This is a genomic window from Streptomyces sp. NPDC001507, assembly GCF_042894765.1.
Taxonomy (GTDB): Bacteria; Actinomycetota; Actinomycetes; order Streptomycetales; family Streptomycetaceae; genus Streptomyces.
In genome coordinates this window covers 89,974-109,656 of record NZ_JBIAVV010000009.1, presented here as the reverse complement: position 1 = coordinate 109,656, position 19,683 = coordinate 89,974, and the positions used below count along the sequence as shown (strand labels likewise).

Genomic DNA, 19,683 nt, shown 5'->3' with positions numbered 1-19,683 from the left:
AGGGGCGCGGGGAACTGCGCGATCAGCCCCCACGCACCCGCACCCGACAACGCACCGTCGGCGGCCTCACACCCGCATCGGCTGCGGGGACTCCCTGCGCGCCGGGTCCGGGCCGTCGTACTCACGGATGATCTCGTAGCGGGTGTTCCGCTCCACCGGGCGGAAGCCCGCGTCACGGATGAGGTCGAGGAGGTCCTCGCGGGTCAGCTTGTTCGGCGTGCCGTAGTTGTCCGCGTCGTGCGTGATCTTGTACTCGACCACCGACCCGTCCATGTCGTCGGCGCCGTGCTGCAACGCCAGCTGCGCGGTCTGCACGCCGTGCATGACCCAGAAGACCTTGACGTGCGGCACGTTGTCGAAGAGGAGACGGGAGACCGCGAAGGTCTTCAGGGCCTCCGCGCCGGTCGCCATCTGGGTCCGGGCCTGGAGCCGGTTCCTGACCTTGCCGTCCTTCACGTCCACGAAGTCGTGCTGGTAGCGCAGCGGGATGAAGACCTGGAAGCCGTTCGTCTCGTCCTGGAGTTCGCGCAGGCGCAGCACGTGGTCGACGCGGTGCCGGGGTTCCTCGATGTGGCCGTACAGCATGGTGCACGGGGTCTTGAGGCCCTTCTCGTGCGCCAGCCGGTGGATCCGGGACCAGTCCTCCCAGTGGGTGCGGTGGTCCACGATGTGCTGGCGGACCTCCCAGTCGAAGATCTCCGCGCCGCCGCCGGTCAGCGACTCCAGACCCGCGTCGATCAGCTCGTCGAGGATCTCGGAGGCCGACAGCCCGGAGATCGTCTCGAAGTGGTGGATCTCCGTCGCCGTGAAGGCCTTCAGCGAGACGTTCGGGAGAGCCGCCTTCAGCTCGCGCAGCGACCGCGGGTAGTAGCGCCACGGCAGGTTCGGGTGCAGCCCGTTGACGATGTGCAGCTCGGTGAGGTTCTCGCCCTCCATCGCCTTGGCGAGCTTCACCGCCTCCTCGATACGCATCGTGTACGCGTCCTTCTCGCCCGGCTTGCGCTGGAACGAGCAGTACGCGCAGGACGCGGTGCACACGTTCGTCATGTTGAGGTGGCGGTTGACGTTGAAGTGGACGACGTCGCCGTTCTTGCGCGTCCGCACCTCATGGGCGAGGCCGCCCAGCCAGGCCAGGTCGTCCGACTCGTACAGCGCGATGCCGTCCTCGCGGGTCAGCCGCTCACCGGCCCTGACCTTCTCCTCCAGCTCACGCTTGAGCCCGACGTCCATGCCCACACCTCTCTACGACAACTCCGACCACCGTACTTCTACGCCTCTTCGGGAAGTTCCCCGACCCGGTTCTCCCACTTCGTGGACAGCACGATCGTGGTACGGGTCCGGGAGACGCCCTTGGTTCCGGACAGCCGCCGGATGGTCTTCTCCAGGCCGTCCACGTCCGACGAGCGCACCTTGAGCATGAAGGAGTCGTCGCCGGCGATGAACCAGCAGTCCTCGATCTCCGGCAAATCCCGCAGCCGCTGCGCCACGTCCTCGTGGTCGGCCGCGTCGGAGAGGGAGATGCCGATGAGGGCGGTGACGCCGAGGCCGAGCGAGGCCGCGTTGACGGTGGCGCGGTAGCCGGTGATGACCCCGGCCGCCTCCAGCCGGTTGATGCGGTCGGTGACGCTGGGTCCCGACAGTCCGACGAGGCGGCCCAGCTCAGCGTACGAGGCCCGGCCGTTCTCCCTCAGGGCCTGGATGAGCTGCCTGTCCACGGCGTCCATGCGATCGAAGCCTTCCGCTGAAGATTTCCCGAAGTAGATGAGAGGTGGTGCAGAGGTGCTGCCGGGGTGGTACCGGGGGATGCCGCTACTTGCTTCCGCCGCCGAGGTCCCCTTCCCAGCGGCGGTAGAGCCGGTGCCCGACGCCTGCCGCGTCCAGAACCCGCCCGGCGACGAAGTCGACCAGGTCCTGAATGTGGGTCGCGCCCGCGTAGAAGGCGGGGGAGGTCGGGACGACGACCGCCCCGAGGTCGTCCAGGGTGACCAGGTGGCGCAGGGTCTGCCCGTTCAGCGGGGTCTCGCGGACGGCGACGACGAGGGGGCGGCGCTCCTTCAGGGTGACACTGGCCGCCCGCTGGAGCAGGTCCTTGGAGAGGCCGAGCGCGACCCCGGCGACGGCGGCGGTGGACGCCGGCACGATCACCATGCCCTTCACCGGGTACGACCCGGAGGACGGCCCCGCGGCCAGGTCCCCGGCGCTCCAGTACCGCACCCGCGCGAGGTCCACCCGGAAGGTCCCCGGCTTGCCGTCGGCCCCCCGCGCCAGCCATTCCCCCAGGTCGTCCCGCCAGTGCGCGTCCCGGAAGGAGATCCCGGTCTCGTCCAGCAGGGTGAGCCGCGAGGCCCGGCTGACCACCAGGTCGACGCTCTCCCCCGCGTCCAGCAGGGCACGCAGCACAGCAGCGGCATACGGCGTTCCGGACGCCCCGGACACCCCCACGATCCAAGGCACGCGCTGCGTTTCTCCTGCGTTCACATCTTGAGCGTACCGGCGCGCCGACCGAGGTTCAGGCCGGGTGGGGGGCCTTCGGGTCGACGGGGAAGCGGCCGGTGGCGATCGTCAGTTTGCCGAGGGCGGAGTCGAGGGTCAGGTCCGGGCCGTAGGGGATGGTGTCACGGCCGCGGTAGCCCTCCGGTCCCGGGTTCCACAGCGTCGTGGCCTGAGCCTGGAGCGGGTCGAGGATCAGGTAGTTGGCGATGCCTCGGGATGCGTACCGACGGGGCTTCACCTCGTAGTCGCGGCGGATGCTGCCCTTTGAGACGACTTCCACCACCAGCTCGATGAGATCGGGCGGGTACGCGCCCTCGTTCTTGGCCACCTCCGACGCGGGGATGATCGCCAGGTCGGGGCAGAACTCGTTGTCCCCGTCGAAGGGGAAAGCAACGCCGCTGGTGAAGCCCCATTCGTCGGCCACCTGCTCGCGCAGGGCGTTCCACACCAGGCGGATGGTCTCCGCGTGGTGGGGCTTGACCGGACTCATCATGATGTCGCCCTCGACAATCTCCGTGCGATAGCCGGGGAACATGTCCTCCAGCCTGCTCAGCTGCGAGTGCAGGCGATCAAGGTCCGAGATGGTCACGGCGGCCTCCCTGGGGTCCTGCCCTCGATGGTAGGCCGCACCGTATTCAGACGCTCAGACCCCGGACGAGGAGATCCAGCAAGGCGCACACGAAGAGGGCAATGCCGATGAAGCCGTTGACGCTGAAGAAGGCGCGGTTGAGGCGGGACAGGTCGTGCGGGCGGACGATGGAGTGCTCGTAGGCGAACGCGCCCGCCACGATCACCAGCCCCAGCCAGAAGAACGCGCCGGCGTGGGTGGCCACGGCGTACCAGACGAACAGGCCGGTCACCACCGCGTGGCAGACCCGCGCCCCCCAGATCGCCGCCGGGATGCCGAAGCGGGCCGGGACCGACATGACGCCGATCTCGCGGTCGGTCTCGACGTCCTGGCAGGCGTAGATCAGGTCGAAGCCGCCGATCCAGATGCCGACGGCGAGGCCCAGGATCACCGCGTCCCAGGACCACTCGCCGGTGATCGCCAGCCAGCCGCCGATCGGGCCCATGGCCTGGGCGAGGCCGAGGATGGCCTGCGGGAAGTTCGTGAACCGCTTGCCGTAGGGGTAGACCACCATCGGGATCACGGCGACGGGGGCCAGGGCGAGGCAGAGGGGGTTCAGGAGGGCCGCCGAGCCGAGGAAGACGGCGACCGCGATCAGTGCGCCGGTCCAGGCGTGCCTGACGCTCATCGCGCCGGTGACCAGCTCGCGGTGGGCGGTGCGCGGGTTCCGGGCGTCGATCTCGCGGTCGATGATCCGGTTGACGGCCATGGCGAAGGTGCGCAGGCCGACCATGCAGATCGTGACCAGGAGCAGCCTGCCCCAGTGGATGTTCCGGTCCAGCTCGAACATCGCGGTCAGCGCGGCGATGTACGCGAAGGGCAGGGCGAAGACCGAGTGCTCGATCATCACCAGCCGAAGGAAGGCTTTCGTGCGTCCCGGCTGCGGGAGTGCTGCGGAGGCGGAGCTCACAGGCCGTACTCCTTCCAGCGGCGGTCCACGAGAGCCGCCGTATCCGGGTCCGACAGGACCATGTCCGGCCAGCCCCCGTCCCGTGTGTAGCCCTCCTCGGGCCACTTCTTCGTCGCGTCGATGCCCGCCTTGCCGCCCCAGAACTGCTGGTAGGAGGCGTGGTCGAGGTGGTCGACGGGACCTTCCACGACCGTGAGGTCACGGGCGTAGTCGGTGTTGCCGAGGGCCCGCCAGGCGACCTCGTGCAGGTCGTGGACGTCGCAGTCGGAGTCGACGACCACGATCAGCTTGGTGAGCGACATCATGTGCGCCCCCCAGATGGCGTGCATGACCTTCTGCGCGTGCTTCGGGTACTTCTTGTCGATCGAGACGATCGCACAGTTGTGGAAGCCGCCGGCCTCGGGGAGGTGGTAGTCCACGATGTCCGGGACGATGATCTTCAGGAGGGGCAGGAAGAAGCGCTCGGTGGCGCGGCCGAGGGGGCCGTCCTCCGTCGGGGGGCGGCCGACGACGATCGACTGGAGCAGCGGACGCTTGCGCATCGTCACGCAGTCGATGGTCAGGGCCGGGAACGGCTCCTGCGGGGTGTAGAAGCCGGTGTGGTCGCCGAACGGGCCCTCGGGCAGCATCTCGCCGGGCTCCAGCCAGCCCTCCAGGACGACTTCGGCGTTGGCGGGGACCTGGAGCGGAACGGTCTTGCAGTCGACCATCTCGATCCGCCTGCCGGCGATGAACCCGGCGAACAGGTACTCGTCGATGTCGCCGGGGAGCGGGGCGGTGGAGGCGTAGGTGACGGCGGGCGGGCAGCCGAAGGCGATCGCGACCGGGAGCCGCTCTCCCCTGCGGGCCGCCACCTGGTAGTGGTTGCGGCTGTCCTTGTGGATCTGCCAGTGCATGCCGATGGTGCGCTTGTCGTGACGCTGGAGCCGGTAGAGGCCCAGATTCCGGATGCCCGTCTCGGGGTCCTTGGTGTGGGTCAGCCCCAGGTTGAAGAAGGAGCCGCCGTCCTGCGGCCAGGTGAACAGCGCCGGCAGCTGGTCGAGGTCGACGTCGTCGCCGGTCAGGACGACCTCCTGCACCGGAGCGTCCCCGGACTTCACCTTCTTCGGCGGTACGTGCGTCATCGCGCCGAGCTTGCCGAACGCCTCGCGCACACCGACGAAGCCGTGCGGCAGTTCGGGGCGCAGCAGCCCGCCGATCTTGTCGGAGATCTCCCCGTACGACTTCAGGCCGAGGGCCTTGAGCAGCCGCCGGTCGGTGCCGAACACGTTCATCGCGAGGGGCATGCTCGACCCCTTCACGTTCTCGAAGAGCAGGGCCGGTCCGCCGGACTTCTGCACCCGGTCGACGATCTCCCCGACCTCCAGATACGGGTCGACCTCGGCCTTGACACGCTTGAGGTCTCCCTCGCGCTCCAGTGCCCGGAGCAGGGAACGAAGATCGTCGTAAGCCATGTGTCCCAGTATCGGCCACCCGGGGTCCGGGCCCGGCCACCGCCCCCTGCGAAGCCGCCCACGCGCACCCGCCGCTGATGCCCGGGTGCCGGTCCGGGGCCGTCGGCAGCCGCTAGTCTGGCCGCCATGCTCAGGTATCTGCCCTACTTGCTGGTCCTCGCCCTGTGGATCTACGCCTTCGTGGACTGCCTGAACACCCCCGAGGACGAGGTCCGCGCCCTGCCGAAGCTGGCGTGGGTGTTCATCATCCTGCTCTTCGGCGAGGTCCTGGTCGGCCCGGTGGCCTGGCTGGTGGCGGGCAGGACCCGGCAGCCGCGCGAGCGTTGGGTCGCCCCGGACGACAACCCGGAGTTCCTGAAGTCCCTGAAACCGGACGATCCGCGCACCGACTGATTGTCAGAACGTCCGCACCGCCCGTTGAATGAGCCGACACACCGATATCGGCGACGACGGTAAAAGGGAAGAGTAATTTCCGGTTCCGAGGGTGCGGAAGCACCCTCGGTGTTCGCGCAACGGCGCACGGCGGGCGCGCCGATGCATGGCCGTCGGTCACCCGGGCCGACACGGAGTTCGGCCGATCGGCTTTCCGGACAAAGGCTTCCACGGGCGAGCCGATCGTCAACGACGAAGTGCCGCTCGCAGTTTGCACGACAGCGCTGATACCCGCCCAGGAGCCACTCAGAGGTCATCGCGGCTGATCTGATCTTCCCTCACGGCATGCCCCCTCGTGCGCCCTTTGCGTGCTTCACATCGACGGTTTTTGCCATCTGCCCCGGGGGAAATCCATTCCGAGAGGCGTCGGGCACGCCTCGGGGGCAGCGGAGGACACCATGGCCATGTCGAGCCATATGCGAGAAGCCTGCATACTCGGAATCACCACCCTGGCCGCATGCGCCGGCTCCGCCGGCCTCACCATGCTGCTCACCAGCCTTCCCGCCATCCAGTCGCCGGCGACCAGCAACGCCGGCCAGGCGTACGGCGCCGCGGCTGCCGCCACCTCCGTCGTGGTCCTCATCTACATAGCCCGCACATTCCGGCACCAGAACGACGAGGCCCGAATGCACCGGGAAGTGCTGGAGGCCCAGACGGCGGAGTTGTGCCTGCAACGCGAGAGCACCCAGGGACAGCACAAGACCGTACGACGCTCGGCGGAGGCAGCGGTACGCGCTCGTCACATCCAGCTTCTGGAGATGGCCATCAATGATCCCGCGCTGATGAAATGCTGGCCGATCTACGGATTAGCGGATACGGACGAGCAGAGGAAGCAGTACCTCTACTGCAACCTGATCATGTCGCACCACTACATGTGCTACGAGCTCGAATACGTCACCGACGAGGAACTGGAGGAGTCGCTCTACCACGCCTTCAGCAACGACATACTGCGCAACTTCTGGAAGGCGTCACGGCCGGGCCGGAACCGTACTACTCCACACGGGGGACACATGCGCAAGTTCTATGACCTCGCGGAGCTCTCCTACGCTCGCCAGTCCGAGGAGCGGGGCGTGGCTCGATAAGGGGTCACCTGCTCGGCCACGCCGCCAAGGATCACGCGCCGGGCGGATTCCAACCGGCGTTGATGAGAACCTCTCTCGGGACGACGACGAGCTCTTCTCCCTCGCCCAGCCCCGAGCCGACGGGCAGGGATTCCCGCATCTCAGGTGATGCAGTACGTCCGATGAAGGCCACATCACCCGTCGACGTCGAGAATACTGCCGGACAGTTCACGTCACCGACGCAGCTTTGCCCCGGATTGTCCAGCCGTCTAGTGATTCGCATACACGTACCTATCCCGGAAGGCGCACCCCCAGGGAAGAGCGCTACTCCCCCCGGGCCAGAGTGCGCTCTTCGCTTCAGAGCCGTTCGGAGATATTTCTCTACAAGGAGCGGAAGCTCACTGTCAAGGCAGACACGAGTGCCACCACCAAACGGGTTTACCTCAAGTCGACTTACCGATCAGCTGGTGTTCTTAATTTCCGGGCTTTACGCCACGGCGCCAGGTCGGGATGCCGAAGGTTCGTCTCGCAGGGAGCGCCCTTCATTTGAGTACGCGTGCTCAGGTGACGGGTGGGCGAGGTGAGGCAGAGTGCTCCCGTTGCGGAGGACGATCACGGGGGTGCGCAGTGACCAGCGCGGGGGCAGCTGAACCGATACCAGGCCTGCGGCGGCCGAGCGCGCGCACGCTGCGCGCGGCCGGCGTGGGGCTCGGCCTCACGGTGGCACTGTTCCTCGCGGAGTGGCTGCTGGTCTCTTCCTCCGCCTGCCGGAACGCCCCCGACTGGGGCTGCGTCGGGGTGGTCGTGCTGTGGGGCTACGCCACCCCGTTCGTGCTGCTCATCGTGGGGTGGCCGGTGTTGCGGATGCTCGGGGTGCGCCCGGCGTGGCTCACCGCGCTGCTCGGCACCGGTCTGAGCTGGTACCTGCTGCGGTATCTGACGGCGGTGGACACCCTCCCCGCGCTCCCGGGCGGCGTCAGCTGGGTCCGGTTTGCGCTGCCGACTGCCGCCTTCGCCCTCGCGGCGTGGTTCACCGCGTCTCCGCGCCCGTGGCTGCCGCGCGTGGCGACGGTGGTGGCGCTTGCGCTGGTGGTGCCGGTGAACACGTTCGCCGTCTCGCGGGTCAACGACAGCCAGCAGGATGCGGCCTTGGCGGCGAGCCGGGTCCCGCTGCTCGGACCGCAGGTCCCCAGCGGCTACCACATCGAAGGTGTGGGGACCGAGACCCTCACCGCGCCCACCTTCTTCTACCGTCTCGCCCCCGACGGACGGCAGGCGACCACCATGGCGGAGCTGCAGCGCGAGGTCCAGGTCATCGTGGCGCCGGTGCAGCCGCAGTTCACCCCACCGTCGCACTGCGCCGCGATCAACTCCAGCTATCCCGTCCCAGCCCCCGCCTGTACCGCGGTCGCACCGGGGGTGTGGCGTTCGGGGAACTCGCAGTACGTCTCCTACTACATCCGGGTCGGCGACACGGTGGCGGACATCCAGGCGACATCGCCGCCGGTGAGCGCGGCCGTGCTGACCTCGATCGCGCGGAGCATGAGCGTTCGTCAGCCGTCCTACTTCACCGGAGGGTGAGGGGCAGTCTGTGCTGCGGCTCCGCCGACGGGCTGCCCACGGGCCGCGTGCGGTGAAGGCACCGCTCACCTTGCGCGCGGCCTTCACCTCGCGCCGGAACCTCGATCTGAACTCCGCCTGTTCCGCGACGAGTTCGACATGGATCACTTTCACGGCAACGGGTCGGCCGCCCGGCGAACGACCGAGGAGGACCCGGCCCGTCCCGCCCGCGCCGAGAGCGTCACCTCGGCGAGCCGGGTGACGAAGTCACCGGCGCCCGAGTGGCGGCGTCCGCGAGGACGGGCGCCCCGTGGCCGACCGTCAGCAGGGCGAGTCGGGAAGGTGCTCCCGCGCCCACTCCCCCAGCGCCTTCAGTGACGGCTCCAGCGCGGCGCCCGACGCGGTGAGCCGGTACGAGACCCGCAGGGGCGGGCCTTCGTCGACCTCGCGGACCACGAGTCCCGCCATGGCCAGTTCGGCGAGCCGGTCGGAGAGCATGCGCTCGCTGATGCCGGGAACGGCGCGGCGCAGGCTGGCGAAGTGGGTGGGCTGGTCCAGCAGGACGGACAGGATCGGGCCGTTCCAGCGCTTGCCGAGCACCTGGAAGACACGCGTGATGCCGTCGTCGACGCCCTTGCACGCTTCCGGGTCATGGACCTGCTCCACCGCCATGGCATCAGAGTACAGCCACACCGAAAGGAAGGAGCTGCAAAAAAGTAAGCACCTGTGTTATCTATAGCTGAGTACGAATTCTCAGCCCCTGCGGCTCTGCCCTGGGCCCGTGTATCCGGAGACCTCTCATGGCCACGCTTCTCCACATCGACTCGTCCCTCCTCCCGGGCGGGGCCTCCTCCTCCCGTGCCGTCACCGACGCCTTCCGCACGGCCTGGCTGGCGCAGCACCCCGCCGGCAAGGTGATCTACCGCGACCTCGCGGCCGACCCCGTACCGCACCTGACCGCGGCCGCCCACACCGCCGGTTTCGCCGACCCCGCCACCCACAGCCCCGAGCAGGCGGACGCCTTCGCGGCCCGCGTGCGGCTGATCGAGGAGCTGGAGCAGGCGGACGCCGTGCTCATAGGCGCCCCGATGTACAACTTCACGATCCCCTCGACGCTCAAGGCGTGGCTGGACAACGTGGTCCTGTTCAACCGCACGATGGGCGAGACGCCGTCCGCGAAGGGCACTCCGGTCACCGTCGTGGCCAGCCGCGGCGGCTCGTACGCACCGGGCACCCCGCGGGAGCCGTTCGAGTACGTCCAGAACTACCTGACCGCGCTGCTCGGCGACGGCCTCGGCCTGGACGTCGACTTCATCGTGCCGGAGCTGACCATGGCCCCGCAGAACCCGGCGATGGCCGAGCTCGTGCCGCTCTACGAGGCCTCCCGCGACCGTGCCCTCCAGGACGCGGCCAGCAAGGCGAAGGAGCTGGCGGACCGCCTCGCCGCGTGACGTGAGCACCGGCCCCGGGGCCGGTTGCGCCGATCGGACCAGCACCGCGTGCGGGCCCGGTGGCGGGCGGTTGTGATGGACGCGTTCTGACGTCCAGACACCTTGGAGACTGGCATGCGCATTCGTTCCCTCGCCGTCACCGGCGCCCTCGCCGCCGCCCTCGCCCTCGGCGGCGCCACCGCCGCGTTCGCCGACAACGGCGCCGACGCCGCCGGTACCGCGTCCAACAGCCCGGGCGTGCTGTCGGGCAACGTCGTCGAGGTCCCGGTCGAGATCCCGGTGAACGTGTGCGGCGACAGCGTCGACGTCATCGGCGTGCTGAACCCGGCGGCGGCCAACGCCTGCATCAACGGCTGACCCGAGCCCGCCCGTCGCGGGTATCGTCCGAGGAGTTCCGGAGGCACCACGCCTGCGGAACTCCTCGCATGCGTGCAGGTTGTACGCCGGTGAGCCGCCCGAAGCGGACAGTGCGCCCCTGGGCCGCACCGGGAGCGATCCCGACACTTACCTCGTATGACGACTGCTCCCGCCGGTTCCACCACCAGCATCGCGCCCGAGTACGGCGACCGGGTCATCGCCGTGGAGGCGGCGGGCTCGGAACCGATCCCCGACGCCGAACGCCACGGCAGCCCGCTCCAGTTGCTGTGGACCTGGGCCTCTCCCAACATCGAGTTCGCGACCGTCTACATCGGCGTGATCGCGGTCCTCTTCTTCGGCCTGGACTTCTGGACGGCGACCGCCGCGATCCTGCTGGGCACCGCGATCGGCGCGGTCACCCAGGGCGTGCTGTCCCTTGACGGGCCGCGGTTCGGCGTCCCGCAGATGGTGATCGGGCGCTTCTCCTTCGGCTTCCTCGGCAACATCCTGCCCTCCGCCGCCAACGGCCTGCTCGCGGGCGTCGGCTGGTTCGCCGTGAACAGCGTGAGCGCCGCCTTCGCCCTCAACACCCTGACCGGACTGCGCCCGCTCCCCTCCCTCCTCCTCGTCGTGGTCGCCGAGATCCTGATCGGCTTCATCGGCCACAACTTCGTGCACACCTTCGAGAAGTACGCGTTCCCGGCGCTCGCGGTGATCTTCCTGCTGGCCGGGGTGTGGACCTTCAAGGACGCGGACCTCGGCGGGGGCGGCTCCGGCGGCGGCGTCGGCGGCTTCCTGCTCGCGTTCAGCGCGGCCTGGGGCTACGCGGCCGGCTGGAACCCGTACGCCACCGACTACTCCCGCTACCTGCCGCGCACCGCGGACAAGGCGAAGACCGTCCTGTGGCCGGCCGTCGGCCTGTTCGTGTCGGTGTCGATCGTCGCCGTCATCGGCGCGGCCTCGGCGACCATCATCGCCCCGAAGGACGCCACCCCGACCGCCGCCTTCACCGGCCACCTCCCCGGCTGGCTCGGCGACCTCGTCCTCCTCGCCATCATGCTCGGCGGCGTCTCGGCGAACGCCCTCAACGTGTACTCCGGCGCGATCTCCATCGCCTCCTTCGGCCTCAAGCTCCCCACCTGGCTGAGCCGCAGCGCCCTGGTCGTGGTCTCGGGCATCGCCGGTACGGCCGCCGCCTGGGCCTCGCTGGACGACGCGGGCGCGGCCTACGAGGCGTTCCTGCTCGTCATCGCCTACTGGGTGGCGCCCTGGCTGGGCGTCGTCCTGGTGGAGCGGTGGCTCCAGCGCCGTACCGCCACGGACGCGGAACTCTCCGCCCGCCTCACCGACCGCACCTTCACCAACTGGCCCGGCCTGGCCGCCCTGCTGATCGGCGTGGCGGTCTCCGTCCCCCTCTTCTCCAACCAGGAGGACTACGTCGGCTACGTCCCGAAGCACTGGCCGTCCTTCGGCGACATCACCCCGCTGATCGGCTTCGCGGTCAGCGCGCTGCTGTACGCGGCCCTTCGGATCCTTCGAAAGCGCGCCCACTAGCAGCGCCCCGTAAGGGGCGCTGGGGGTACCCCCGGCACCCTCAGTCGTCGTCCCGCAGCCGCCGCCAGATCCGGCTCCGGTGCAGCAGGAACAGCGATCCGACAACGGCGATCAACTGGAGACCCACGGCGAGCAGCCAGAACTCGTCGCGGGTCTCCAGCCGGTTCGTCAGGAACTCGAAGTTCATGCCGAAGAACCCGGTCAGGAACGACAGCGGCAGGAAGATCACCGACACGATGGCCAGCCGGTTGATCACGCCGTTCTGTTCGCCCGCGACCAGGGAGCCGTAACTGGCGAAGGCCCGGCGGGTGGCGTCCTGGAGGGACTCGATGTCCGCGAGGACCAGGCGTGCCGCCCGCTGGAACTCCTGGGCGAGCCGCTGCCGCTCCACCGGGAAGTCGGGGCTCAGCATCCTGCGGGTGATCACCTCGTCGACCCCCTGGAGGTAAGGCAGCAGCGCGTGGTGCAGGACGGCGGAGTGGCGGCGCAGCTGGGACAGCCGGTAGATCTGCTCGGGGCGCCGCGCCTCGAACATGTCGTCCTCCAGCTCCTCCACCTGGAGCAGCGCCTGGACCGCGGCCCGCCGGAACGTCGAGAGCGCTTCCTGGAGCAGCAGGAACAGCGCGGCCACCGCGTCGCGTGGCCGCTCCCGCCGCACCAGTGCCCTGATGTCCCCCGCCAGGCCGGCCCGGCGGCCCCAGTGGACGACGACCAGGAAGGTCTCGGAGGCGAGGGCATGCACCTGGTGGACCTGGCCGGCCCGGACCACCGGCACGACGAACCCGGCGGTGTCGCCCAGGAACTCGGCCCGCGGGGACCCGCCCGGCCGGCCGAACCACTCCAGGTCCTCGTCGTCAAGGCCGAGCTGCCGGACCAGCGGCTCCTCGGCCGGGCCCCGCGCCGGGCCCTCCGCCGGGCCCTCCTCCTCGGGCAGTTCGACGCCGAGGAGGAGGAACCGGTCCGTGGCGAGCCGCCGGCGTGCCTCCGGCACGGAGACCGTCGTCGTACCCCCGTCCGGCACCGACACCACCGTCACGATCATCGATCGCCCTCACCGCTGATCCCGTCGCCCACGCTCCCAGCCTGCGTGCGGCCCGCGGTACGCGCACCCGCTGCCGCCCCGACCAGGTGCGGGCCGTCCGGGCGAGGCGAAGGCCCGGCCCCCAGCCGCGGCGCCCCGCGCCTAGGCGCTCCGCCGGAGGTGCCGCGCCATGTCGTCTGCCGACCGCTGCACCGTCGTGGCTGGTCGCGCAGTTCCCCGCGCTCCTTCGGGGCGCTGCCGCACCACCCGGTGCGCGCAGGTCGCCGTCAGGAGTTCGCCCAGCAGGTCCGGGTCGTCGATCTCCAGGCCGAGGAGGGACTCGATGCGTTCCAGGCGCTGGTAGAGGGACTGGCGGCCGATGTGCAGGAGGGCGGCCGTGCGGGTCGGGGAGCAGCCGTGCCGCAGGTGCACCTCCAGGGTGCGGACCAGGTCGCTGGGGTGGGCGGCCTCCCAGGCCAGCAGCGGGCCGAGGGTGTGCTGGACGAGCGCGGCGAGGCGGTCGCGGTTGGCGGCGACGCCGCCCCGGGTCAGCTCCCGCTCCAGGGCGAGGGCGCGCGCCGAGGTCACCGACGGTCCCTCGGGCACGGCCGGTTCGGCGGGCGGCACGGTCAGCGCGAGTTCGAGGGTGGTGCGGGCCGCGCGCAGCGTCTCGCTCCAGTGCAGCCAGCCGCCGGATCCGACCGCGTGGCCGACGGCGACCGTCGCCCCCGCCTCGGCGGCGCCCCGGAACGCCTCCTGCACGGCCCGCACGGGATCGCCGGGGACGGCCGCCGGTACGGCGAGCAGCGCCAGGACGTCCCCCGGGAACACGGCCCGCAGCGCTCCGGCCCCGCCCAGCGCCCGTGCCGCCCGGTCGACCGCGCCCACGCCCCGGCTGCCGTGCAGCGAGACGCCGAGCAGCCGGGAGCCGGGCCCGGGGTGGAACCCGGCAAGGGCGGCCCGGGCCTCCACCTCGGGCTGGTTGAGGGCCTGCCCGTCGGCCAGGTCGGCGAGCAGCGCCGCCGCGTGGTCGTCGCCCCAGGGCCGGACGACCGTACGGCGGCCGGACAGCCCCCGGGCCACGATCGCCCGGTTCGCGGCCTCGGCGATCCGGACGAAGGGCACCACCCGGTGCAGGGCGAACAGCGGCAGGTCCAGGCGGCAGGCCTCGTCGGTCACCTCGGGCGGCATGCCGGGCAGGGCCCGCCCGACCTCCACCGCGAGACCGGCCGCACCGCGCGCCGCCAGCTCCCGCACGTACCGGCGGCGGACCTCGTCGCCGGCGTCGGTCAGCCCGAAGCCGTTGGTGAGGAGGAGTTCGCCGCCGTCGAGGAAGTTGGCGCCCTCGTAGACCTCGCTGGAGTGCACCCAGCGGACGGGGCGGTCGAGGGCGCCTTCACCCGCGAGCAGTTCGGGGCGGGCCGCCCGCACGGGGTCGAGGGCGAGGACTTCGCGGAGGGTGAGTGCGGGCACGGCGGCCTCCAGGGGACGGGCACGGCCGCTGACATTTCGTCCGGCCGGGGGTTGCCCGGAGGCTACTTTCCGCACGTTGCCCTCGTGTTTCGGCCACGGGAGAGTGTCGTCATGGATCAACTGCAAGCCCGTACCGCCCGTACCTGGCTCGCCACCGCCGTCGCCGAGGCCCGTGCGGGGCTCGCCGAGGGGGGCATCCCGATCGGTGCCGCGCTCTACGGCGCCGACGGCGCACTGCTGGGCCGCGGGCACAACCGGCGGGTGCAGGACGGCGACCCCTCGATGCACGCGGAGACGGCCGCCTTCCGCGCGGCGGGCCGGCAGCGGTCGTACCGGGGCACCACCATGGTGACGACCCTGTCGCCCTGCTGGTACTGCTCGGGTCTGGTCCGCCAGTTCGGCATCTCCCGGGTCGTGATCGGCGAGGCGGCCACCTTCCACGGCGGCCACGAGTGGCTCGCCGAGCACGGTGTGGAGATCGTCCTGCTGGAGGACGCCGAGTGCGTCGCCCTGATGCACGACTTCATCGAGAACAACCCGGCTCTGTGGAATGAGGACATCGGTGAGTGAGTCCAGGCCCCGTATCCCCACCATCGATCTGCGTCCCTGGCTGGACGGTGACCCGGCGGCCCGGGAGGACCTCGCCCGGACCGTGGACTCCGCCCTGCGGACCGCCGGCTTCCTGCTCGTCACCGGGCACGGGGTCGACGCGGAGCTGCGCACCGCCGTCCGGGAGGCCGCGCGCCGGTTCTTCGCGCTGCCCGCCGAGGTCAAGCAGGCGTACGAGGCGAAGGTCGGCGGGCGCGGCTGGCTCGGGCCCGGCGCGGAGGCCAACGGCTACTCGGAGGGCACCGAGACCCCGCCCGACCTGAAGGAGTCGCTGACCTTCGCGACCCACGAGCCGTTCGAGGACCCGGTGGTCAACGCGGAGTGGTACGCGCCCAACGTGTGGCCGGCCGAGGTGCCGGAGCTGCGCACGCTCTGCGAGGAGTACCTGGACCGGATGGCCGACCTCGAGAAGGAGCTGCTGTCCCTGCTCGGGTACGCGCTCGGGCTCGAACGGGACTTCTTCTCCCGGCACATGGACCATCCGACGTACGGCTTCAACATCAACTGGTACCCGGGCACCGACGTGCTCGGCGAGCCCGAGCCCGGGCAGTTCCGGATCGGGCCGCACACCGACTTCGGGACGGTGACCATCCTGGACCGGCAGGCCGGCAAGGGCGGCCTGCAGGTGTACACCGACGAGGGCGGGTGGGAGGACGCGCCCTTCGACCCGGCCGCCTTCACCATCAACATCGGTGACCTGATGGCCCGTTGGACCGGCGACCGGTGGCGGTCGGGACGGCACCGGGTGCTGCCGCCGCCCACCGACGCGCCCGCCGAGGAGCTGATGTCCCTCGTCTACTTCGGCGAGTGCACCCCGGGCACCCTCGTCGAGTCCGTCCCGGCGCCGGTCGGCCGGGTCGCGTACCCGCCGGTCGACTCGCACGTCTACCTGCGGGAGAAGCTGGACTCCATCACCGTCGGCTGATCTCACAGCGTCAGGATTCGTGACCCAACAGTCATCACGCGATCTGGCCTGAAGCAACTCCCCCTTCCTACACTCGTGTTGAGGGGGGACTGCCTTGCACAGAAGGTTGCACGGGCGCGGGGCGCTGTTCGACGTCGAGCCGGCCGGGCTCGTGCCGAGAATCGTCGGGTTACGGCCGTACCAGCATCGTGCCCTTCCCCTCGAACACCCCGGTGAGCTGCCGTTCGTCGTGCTGACCGGGGCCCGGGGGCTCGGCAAGAGCGCGGTGCTCGCCGAGTTGCGGGACGCCTACAAGGGGCACACCCCGGTCGCGCTCGTCGACTGTGCGGAGGGGCAGTTCGCGGCCCCGCCGCCGGAGCGGCCCGCCGCGTCCTGGTCGCCGGTCGGGCAGGCGCTGCTGGTCGTCGCCGAGCAGCTCGCCGAACCGGTCACCGGGGCCGGGCGGATCACCTTTCCGCGGCTGATGTCGGGCCTGGTCGCGGTGGCCGCGGGCGGCTGGGGCGACGCGGACTCGGAGCGGATCCGGCGCGAGGTGGAGCGGATCCTGCTGCTGAACGAGAGCGGCTCGTGGATCAGCGGCTTCGCCGGGCGGTGGGCCGGGAAGGTGGCGGCGAAGGTGGTCGCCGCCGCGACCGGGACCGGGCCGCTGGTCTCCGGCGCCATCGAGGCCACCCTGGAGTCGGTCGCCGAGGGCTTCGCCAGCCGCCGCCACCAGAAGGCGTCGGTCTGGTACCGGACGTACCCGAACGCGGGCGGGCACGCCCAGCGCGGGCTGATCCTGCTCTCCGGGCACTTCCGCGCGGGCGGCACCTCCCGCGAGCACGCCGAGCGGTACCTCGTGCGGGCGCTGCTCGCCGACCTGACCGAGGCGTACGCGGGCGTGCTGCCGCGGATGCAACGGCTCGGCCGGCCGCTGGTGCTCGTCGACAACGTGCAGACCGGGCCGGGGCCCGGCCTGCTGGACGCGGTGCTCAGGGACCGTGCCGAGGGCGTCGCCGACCAGGTGGCCTTCGTCGCCGGACTGCGCGGCGACGGCCGGGAGCTGCTGCGCGGCGGCACCCGGCGGGAGCTGGCCGGGGTCGCCCGGCGCAGCGAGTGGACGCCGGACCCGGCCGTACCCTCCTCGCGGGCACTGCTGGTCGCGCTCGCGCCGCTGACCCCGGACGACACCCTGCACCTGGTCGGCGCCCCGGCCGCACCCCAGCTCCCGCACGCCGTGCACCGGCTGACCCGCGGCAACCCGTTGGGCATCGCCCTGCTCGCCGAGGCCGCGGCGCAGCATCCGGAGCGGGCCGGGTCGCTGACCGACCTGCTCACCGCGGACGTACGGCCGGACGAGGACGGCCCCGCCGCCCCCGCCTACCTCCTGCTCCTCGACCGGCTGGTGCCCGCCGACCGCCTCGACGAGCTGACCGTCCTCGCCGCCGCCCACGACCACGACTCGGCGTGCGCGCTGGCCGCCACGCTGCTCCCGGACGACTTCGGCCCGGCCGACGTGCGCGCGCTGCAGAACCGGCTCGCCCGGGAGGGACTGCCCACCGTGCCCGGCCAGTTCGTCGGGGACCCCTTCGTGCGGACCCTGCTGCTGCTCCGGCTGCACCTGCGGGACGCCGACCACAGCGGCTGGCGCACCGCCCACGAGACGCTGGTCGCCCACTACACCGAGGACCGGCCGGACGGGCACGCCCGCTTCCGGCTCCACCACCAACTGGCCCTGGGCCGGACCGGACCGGCCGTCGCCCACCTGCGCGACGGCTTCCCGGTCCTGGACACCCGCGGCTGGCTGCACACCCTGCGGTTCGTCGCCTCCGCCCCCTACTTCCACGCCCATGACGCCGAGGGCCACGACTTCACCGGCCACGGCGACCGGCGGGCGGCGGTGGCGCTCGGCCGCACGGACGCCCAGCAGCGGGTGCCGGACGGCGTGGACGGCGTACTGCACCTGCGGATACGGCGGTTGCTGCACGCGGTGTGGCTGTTGACCGACCCGCTGGTGCTGCCCGACCCGAAGGTCGCCGACCGGCTGCGGTTCGAGCTGGAACAGCTGTCCAACCTGCGGCCGGCCGGCAACGCGCTGCTGTGGCGGGCCTCCCGGGACTGGCCGGCGGCCGCACTGGCCGGACGCCCCGCGGCGGCGGGCGGGGACGACGGGGACGACGAGGGTGACGCGGGCGACGACGAGCGGAGCGGGGTGGCGTGATGGCGGGGCGGGGCGTGGGCACGTGGTTGCGTGAGGGCGTCTGGGAGATTCCGCTCCGCCGCTATCTGGCCCTGCTGGTCACGGCCGCGGTGATCGCCGGGCTGGTCGTCGGGGTGCGGGCCGCCGTCCACGACGACCGGTCCTGCGCGCCGGGGGTGGCCCGCCCCGAGGGCAGCGACGAGTGCGTGGGCGTGGCGACGACCGCGTACGACTTCGGGCATCCGCGGCTGCGGAACACCGTGCAGGCGATCGCCCGCGAGAACGCCCGCCTGAAGCCCGGGAGTTACGTCACGGTCGCGGTGATGCTGCCCTACACCGCGACGGCCGCGGCCAGCCTCGCCGACATCCAGCACGAGCTCCAGGGTGCCTACCTGGCCCAGTACCAGGCCAACCACGACTCCAACGGCCAGTCCCCGGCGATCCGGCTGGTGCTGGCCAACCCCGGGGCGACCAGCCAGTACTGGCAGCGGATGGTCACGCAGCTGGCGGGCATGACCGGCGGCACGGACCGGCTGCGGGCGGTCGCCGGGGTCGGGCAGAGCACCGACGACAACAAGAAGGCCGTCAGGGAGCTGGCCCGGCTGGGCATCCCGGTGGTCGGCTCGTCGATCACCGCGGACGACCTCGCCAACGGCCAGGACGGCAAGGACCCCTACCCCGGCCTCGCCCGGGTCTCCCCCACCAACACCGACGAGGCCCGCGCCCTGGCCTCCTTCGCGAAGGTGAGCGCGGGCCGGGCGCTGCTCGTCTACGACAAGCCGGGCGACCCGTACACGCGCACGCTCCAGACGTCGTTCGCGGCGCTGATCAAGGGCTCGCCGTACGAACCGCAGCCGTTCACGCCGCCGGCCGACCGCAGCCAGGAGGGGACGACCGCGAACACCTTCCGGCAGATCACCAACCTGGTCTGCGACACCTCGCGGACGACGGACACGATCCTGTTCGCCGGACGCCACACCCAGCTGCGGCAGTTCATCAACGCGCTGGGCGGACGGGGGTGCCAGGACCGGAAGTTCACGGTGCTGACCGGGGACGAGGGGTCGTACCTGACCGGCGAGGCGAAGCTGGACCGCAGCGCCCTGCGGCACAACCTCTCCGTCCGCTACACCGCCCTCGCCCATCCGGACGCGTGGGGGAAGGGGAGTCCGAGGACGGGCGGTTCCGAGGCGGACATGGCGACGCTCACCGCGCTGCTGAAGAGCGCGGCGAAGGCGCCGGTGGGGCCGATCGGGCCGGTCGCCCTGGAGGACGGGCAGCTGATCATCGCCTACGACGCGATGCGGCTCGCGGTGCACGGGATTCGCGAGGCGGTGCCGGCGGGGAGGTCCGTGCCGGCGCTGGCCGACGTGGGGCTGCAGTGGCCGCAGGTGAAGGGGTCGCTGCGGGTGGACGGGGCGAGCGGGTGGATCTGCCTGGACGCGCACGGGAATCCGTACGACAAGGCGGTGCCGATCGTCGAGCTGCGTGCGGAGGGTGGGTCACGGTTCGTGACCATCGCGTGGCCGGAGGGGAAGCCGCCGAGTGCGGAGTGTCTGCCGCCGTCGTGAGCTGCGGG

19 protein-coding genes are annotated in these 19,683 nt (G+C 71.2%); 10 read left to right on the top strand and 9 right to left on the bottom strand.

Going from position 1 to position 19,683, the window contains the following annotated elements:
- Positions 1 to 66 precede the first annotated feature (66 nt).
- From mqnE to ACFY0K_RS27930, 6 genes are all read right to left on the bottom strand, one after another.
- Positions 67 to 1,230 (bottom strand): aminofutalosine synthase MqnE, encoded by a 1,164-nt coding sequence (gene mqnE, locus ACFY0K_RS27955; protein ID WP_351708665.1) that lies wholly within the window; start codon positions 1,228 to 1,230, stop codon positions 67 to 69.
- Between the two features lie 38 nt (positions 1,231 to 1,268).
- The gene (locus ACFY0K_RS27950) at positions 1,269 to 1,724 is read right to left on the bottom strand and encodes an Lrp/AsnC family transcriptional regulator (RefSeq protein ID WP_093499807.1); all 456 of its coding nucleotides are present in this window, start codon (positions 1,722 to 1,724) and stop codon (positions 1,269 to 1,271) included.
- 85 nt (positions 1,725 to 1,809) lie between these two features.
- A complete protein-coding gene (locus ACFY0K_RS27945; protein WP_390642161.1) occupies positions 1,810 to 2,454 on the bottom strand; it encodes a UbiX family flavin prenyltransferase in 645 nt (214 codons plus the stop codon).
- 55 nt (positions 2,455 to 2,509) lie between these two features.
- Positions 2,510 to 3,082 (bottom strand): Uma2 family endonuclease, encoded by a 573-nt coding sequence (locus tag ACFY0K_RS27940; RefSeq protein WP_390642160.1) that lies wholly within the window; start codon positions 3,080 to 3,082, stop codon positions 2,510 to 2,512.
- 46 nt (positions 3,083 to 3,128) lie between these two features.
- On the bottom strand, positions 3,129 to 4,031 hold the full coding sequence (gene mqnP / locus ACFY0K_RS27935) for a menaquinone biosynthesis prenyltransferase MqnP (RefSeq protein WP_388716279.1): 903 nt from the start codon (positions 4,029 to 4,031) through the stop codon (positions 3,129 to 3,131).
- Positions 4,028 to 5,485: a menaquinone biosynthesis decarboxylase gene (locus ACFY0K_RS27930; RefSeq protein ID WP_390642159.1), complete on the bottom strand. Its 1,458-nt coding sequence runs from the start codon at positions 5,483 to 5,485 to the stop codon at positions 4,028 to 4,030. Before ACFY0K_RS27930 ends, mqnP begins: the two co-directional genes overlap by 4 nt.
- A gap of 126 nt (positions 5,486 to 5,611) precedes the next feature.
- Between ACFY0K_RS27930 and ACFY0K_RS27925 the strand changes: the two genes are divergently transcribed.
- From ACFY0K_RS27925 to ACFY0K_RS27915, 3 genes are all read left to right on the top strand, one after another.
- Entirely contained in the window at positions 5,612 to 5,878 is a 267-nt protein-coding gene (locus ACFY0K_RS27925; RefSeq protein WP_351957448.1) for a PLD nuclease N-terminal domain-containing protein, read from the top strand.
- 443 nt (positions 5,879 to 6,321) lie between these two features.
- The gene (locus ACFY0K_RS27920) at positions 6,322 to 6,999 is read left to right on the top strand and encodes a DUF6082 family protein (protein WP_390642158.1); all 678 of its coding nucleotides are present in this window, start codon (positions 6,322 to 6,324) and stop codon (positions 6,997 to 6,999) included.
- Between the two features lie 681 nt (positions 7,000 to 7,680).
- A complete protein-coding gene (locus tag ACFY0K_RS27915; RefSeq protein ID WP_390642157.1) occupies positions 7,681 to 8,559 on the top strand; it encodes a hypothetical protein in 879 nt (292 codons plus the stop codon).
- Between the two features lie 300 nt (positions 8,560 to 8,859).
- On the opposite strand, the gene ACFY0K_RS27910 is transcribed toward ACFY0K_RS27915, so the two are convergent.
- Positions 8,860 to 9,210, bottom strand: a complete 351-nt coding sequence (locus tag ACFY0K_RS27910) for a winged helix-turn-helix transcriptional regulator (RefSeq protein ID WP_390642156.1) — start codon at positions 9,208 to 9,210, stop codon at positions 8,860 to 8,862.
- Between the two features lie 128 nt (positions 9,211 to 9,338).
- On the opposite strand from ACFY0K_RS27910, the gene ACFY0K_RS27905 reads away from it, so the two are divergent.
- From ACFY0K_RS27905 to ACFY0K_RS27895, 3 genes are all read left to right on the top strand, one after another.
- Positions 9,339 to 9,989 (top strand): FMN-dependent NADH-azoreductase, encoded by a 651-nt coding sequence (locus tag ACFY0K_RS27905; RefSeq protein WP_388600041.1) that lies wholly within the window; start codon positions 9,339 to 9,341, stop codon positions 9,987 to 9,989.
- Positions 9,990 to 10,103: 114 nt separating this feature from the next.
- Complete coding sequence (locus tag ACFY0K_RS27900) at positions 10,104 to 10,346, top strand: chaplin (RefSeq protein WP_390642155.1); 243 nt, start codon at positions 10,104 to 10,106, stop codon at positions 10,344 to 10,346.
- A gap of 156 nt (positions 10,347 to 10,502) precedes the next feature.
- Positions 10,503 to 11,900, top strand: coding sequence for a purine-cytosine permease family protein (locus ACFY0K_RS27895; RefSeq protein WP_390642154.1), 1,398 nt, complete (start codon positions 10,503 to 10,505; stop codon positions 11,898 to 11,900).
- A 40-nt stretch (positions 11,901 to 11,940) separates the two neighbouring features.
- Here ACFY0K_RS27895 and ACFY0K_RS27890 read toward each other — a convergent pair whose 3' ends face one another.
- Positions 11,941 to 12,942, bottom strand: coding sequence for a CorA family divalent cation transporter (locus tag ACFY0K_RS27890; RefSeq protein ID WP_390642153.1), 1,002 nt, complete (start codon positions 12,940 to 12,942; stop codon positions 11,941 to 11,943).
- Positions 12,943 to 13,083: 141 nt separating this feature from the next.
- Positions 13,084 to 14,394 carry a PucR family transcriptional regulator gene (locus ACFY0K_RS27885; RefSeq protein WP_390642152.1) on the bottom strand — a complete coding sequence of 437 codons (1,311 nt, stop codon included), beginning with the start codon at positions 14,392 to 14,394 and terminating at the stop codon, positions 13,084 to 13,086.
- A 111-nt stretch (positions 14,395 to 14,505) separates the two neighbouring features.
- Between ACFY0K_RS27885 and ACFY0K_RS27880 the strand changes: the two genes are divergently transcribed.
- The 4 genes from ACFY0K_RS27880 to ACFY0K_RS27865 all read left to right on the top strand — a co-directional run bounded on the left by ACFY0K_RS27880 (position 14,506) and on the right by ACFY0K_RS27865 (position 19,675).
- Positions 14,506 to 14,964 carry a nucleoside deaminase gene (locus ACFY0K_RS27880; RefSeq protein WP_390642151.1) on the top strand — a complete coding sequence of 153 codons (459 nt, stop codon included), beginning with the start codon at positions 14,506 to 14,508 and terminating at the stop codon, positions 14,962 to 14,964.
- Positions 14,957 to 15,928: an isopenicillin N synthase family dioxygenase gene (locus tag ACFY0K_RS27875; protein ID WP_390642150.1), complete on the top strand. Its 972-nt coding sequence runs from the start codon at positions 14,957 to 14,959 to the stop codon at positions 15,926 to 15,928. Before ACFY0K_RS27880 ends, ACFY0K_RS27875 begins: the two co-directional genes overlap by 8 nt.
- Positions 15,929 to 16,022: 94 nt before the next feature.
- A complete protein-coding gene (locus ACFY0K_RS27870) occupies positions 16,023 to 18,128 on the top strand; it encodes a hypothetical protein (protein WP_390642149.1) in 2,106 nt (701 codons plus the stop codon).
- A complete protein-coding gene (locus ACFY0K_RS27865) occupies positions 18,128 to 19,675 on the top strand; it encodes a hypothetical protein (RefSeq protein ID WP_390642148.1) in 1,548 nt (515 codons plus the stop codon). Before ACFY0K_RS27870 ends, ACFY0K_RS27865 begins: the two co-directional genes overlap by 1 nt.
- Positions 19,676 to 19,683: the final 8 nt, after the last annotated feature.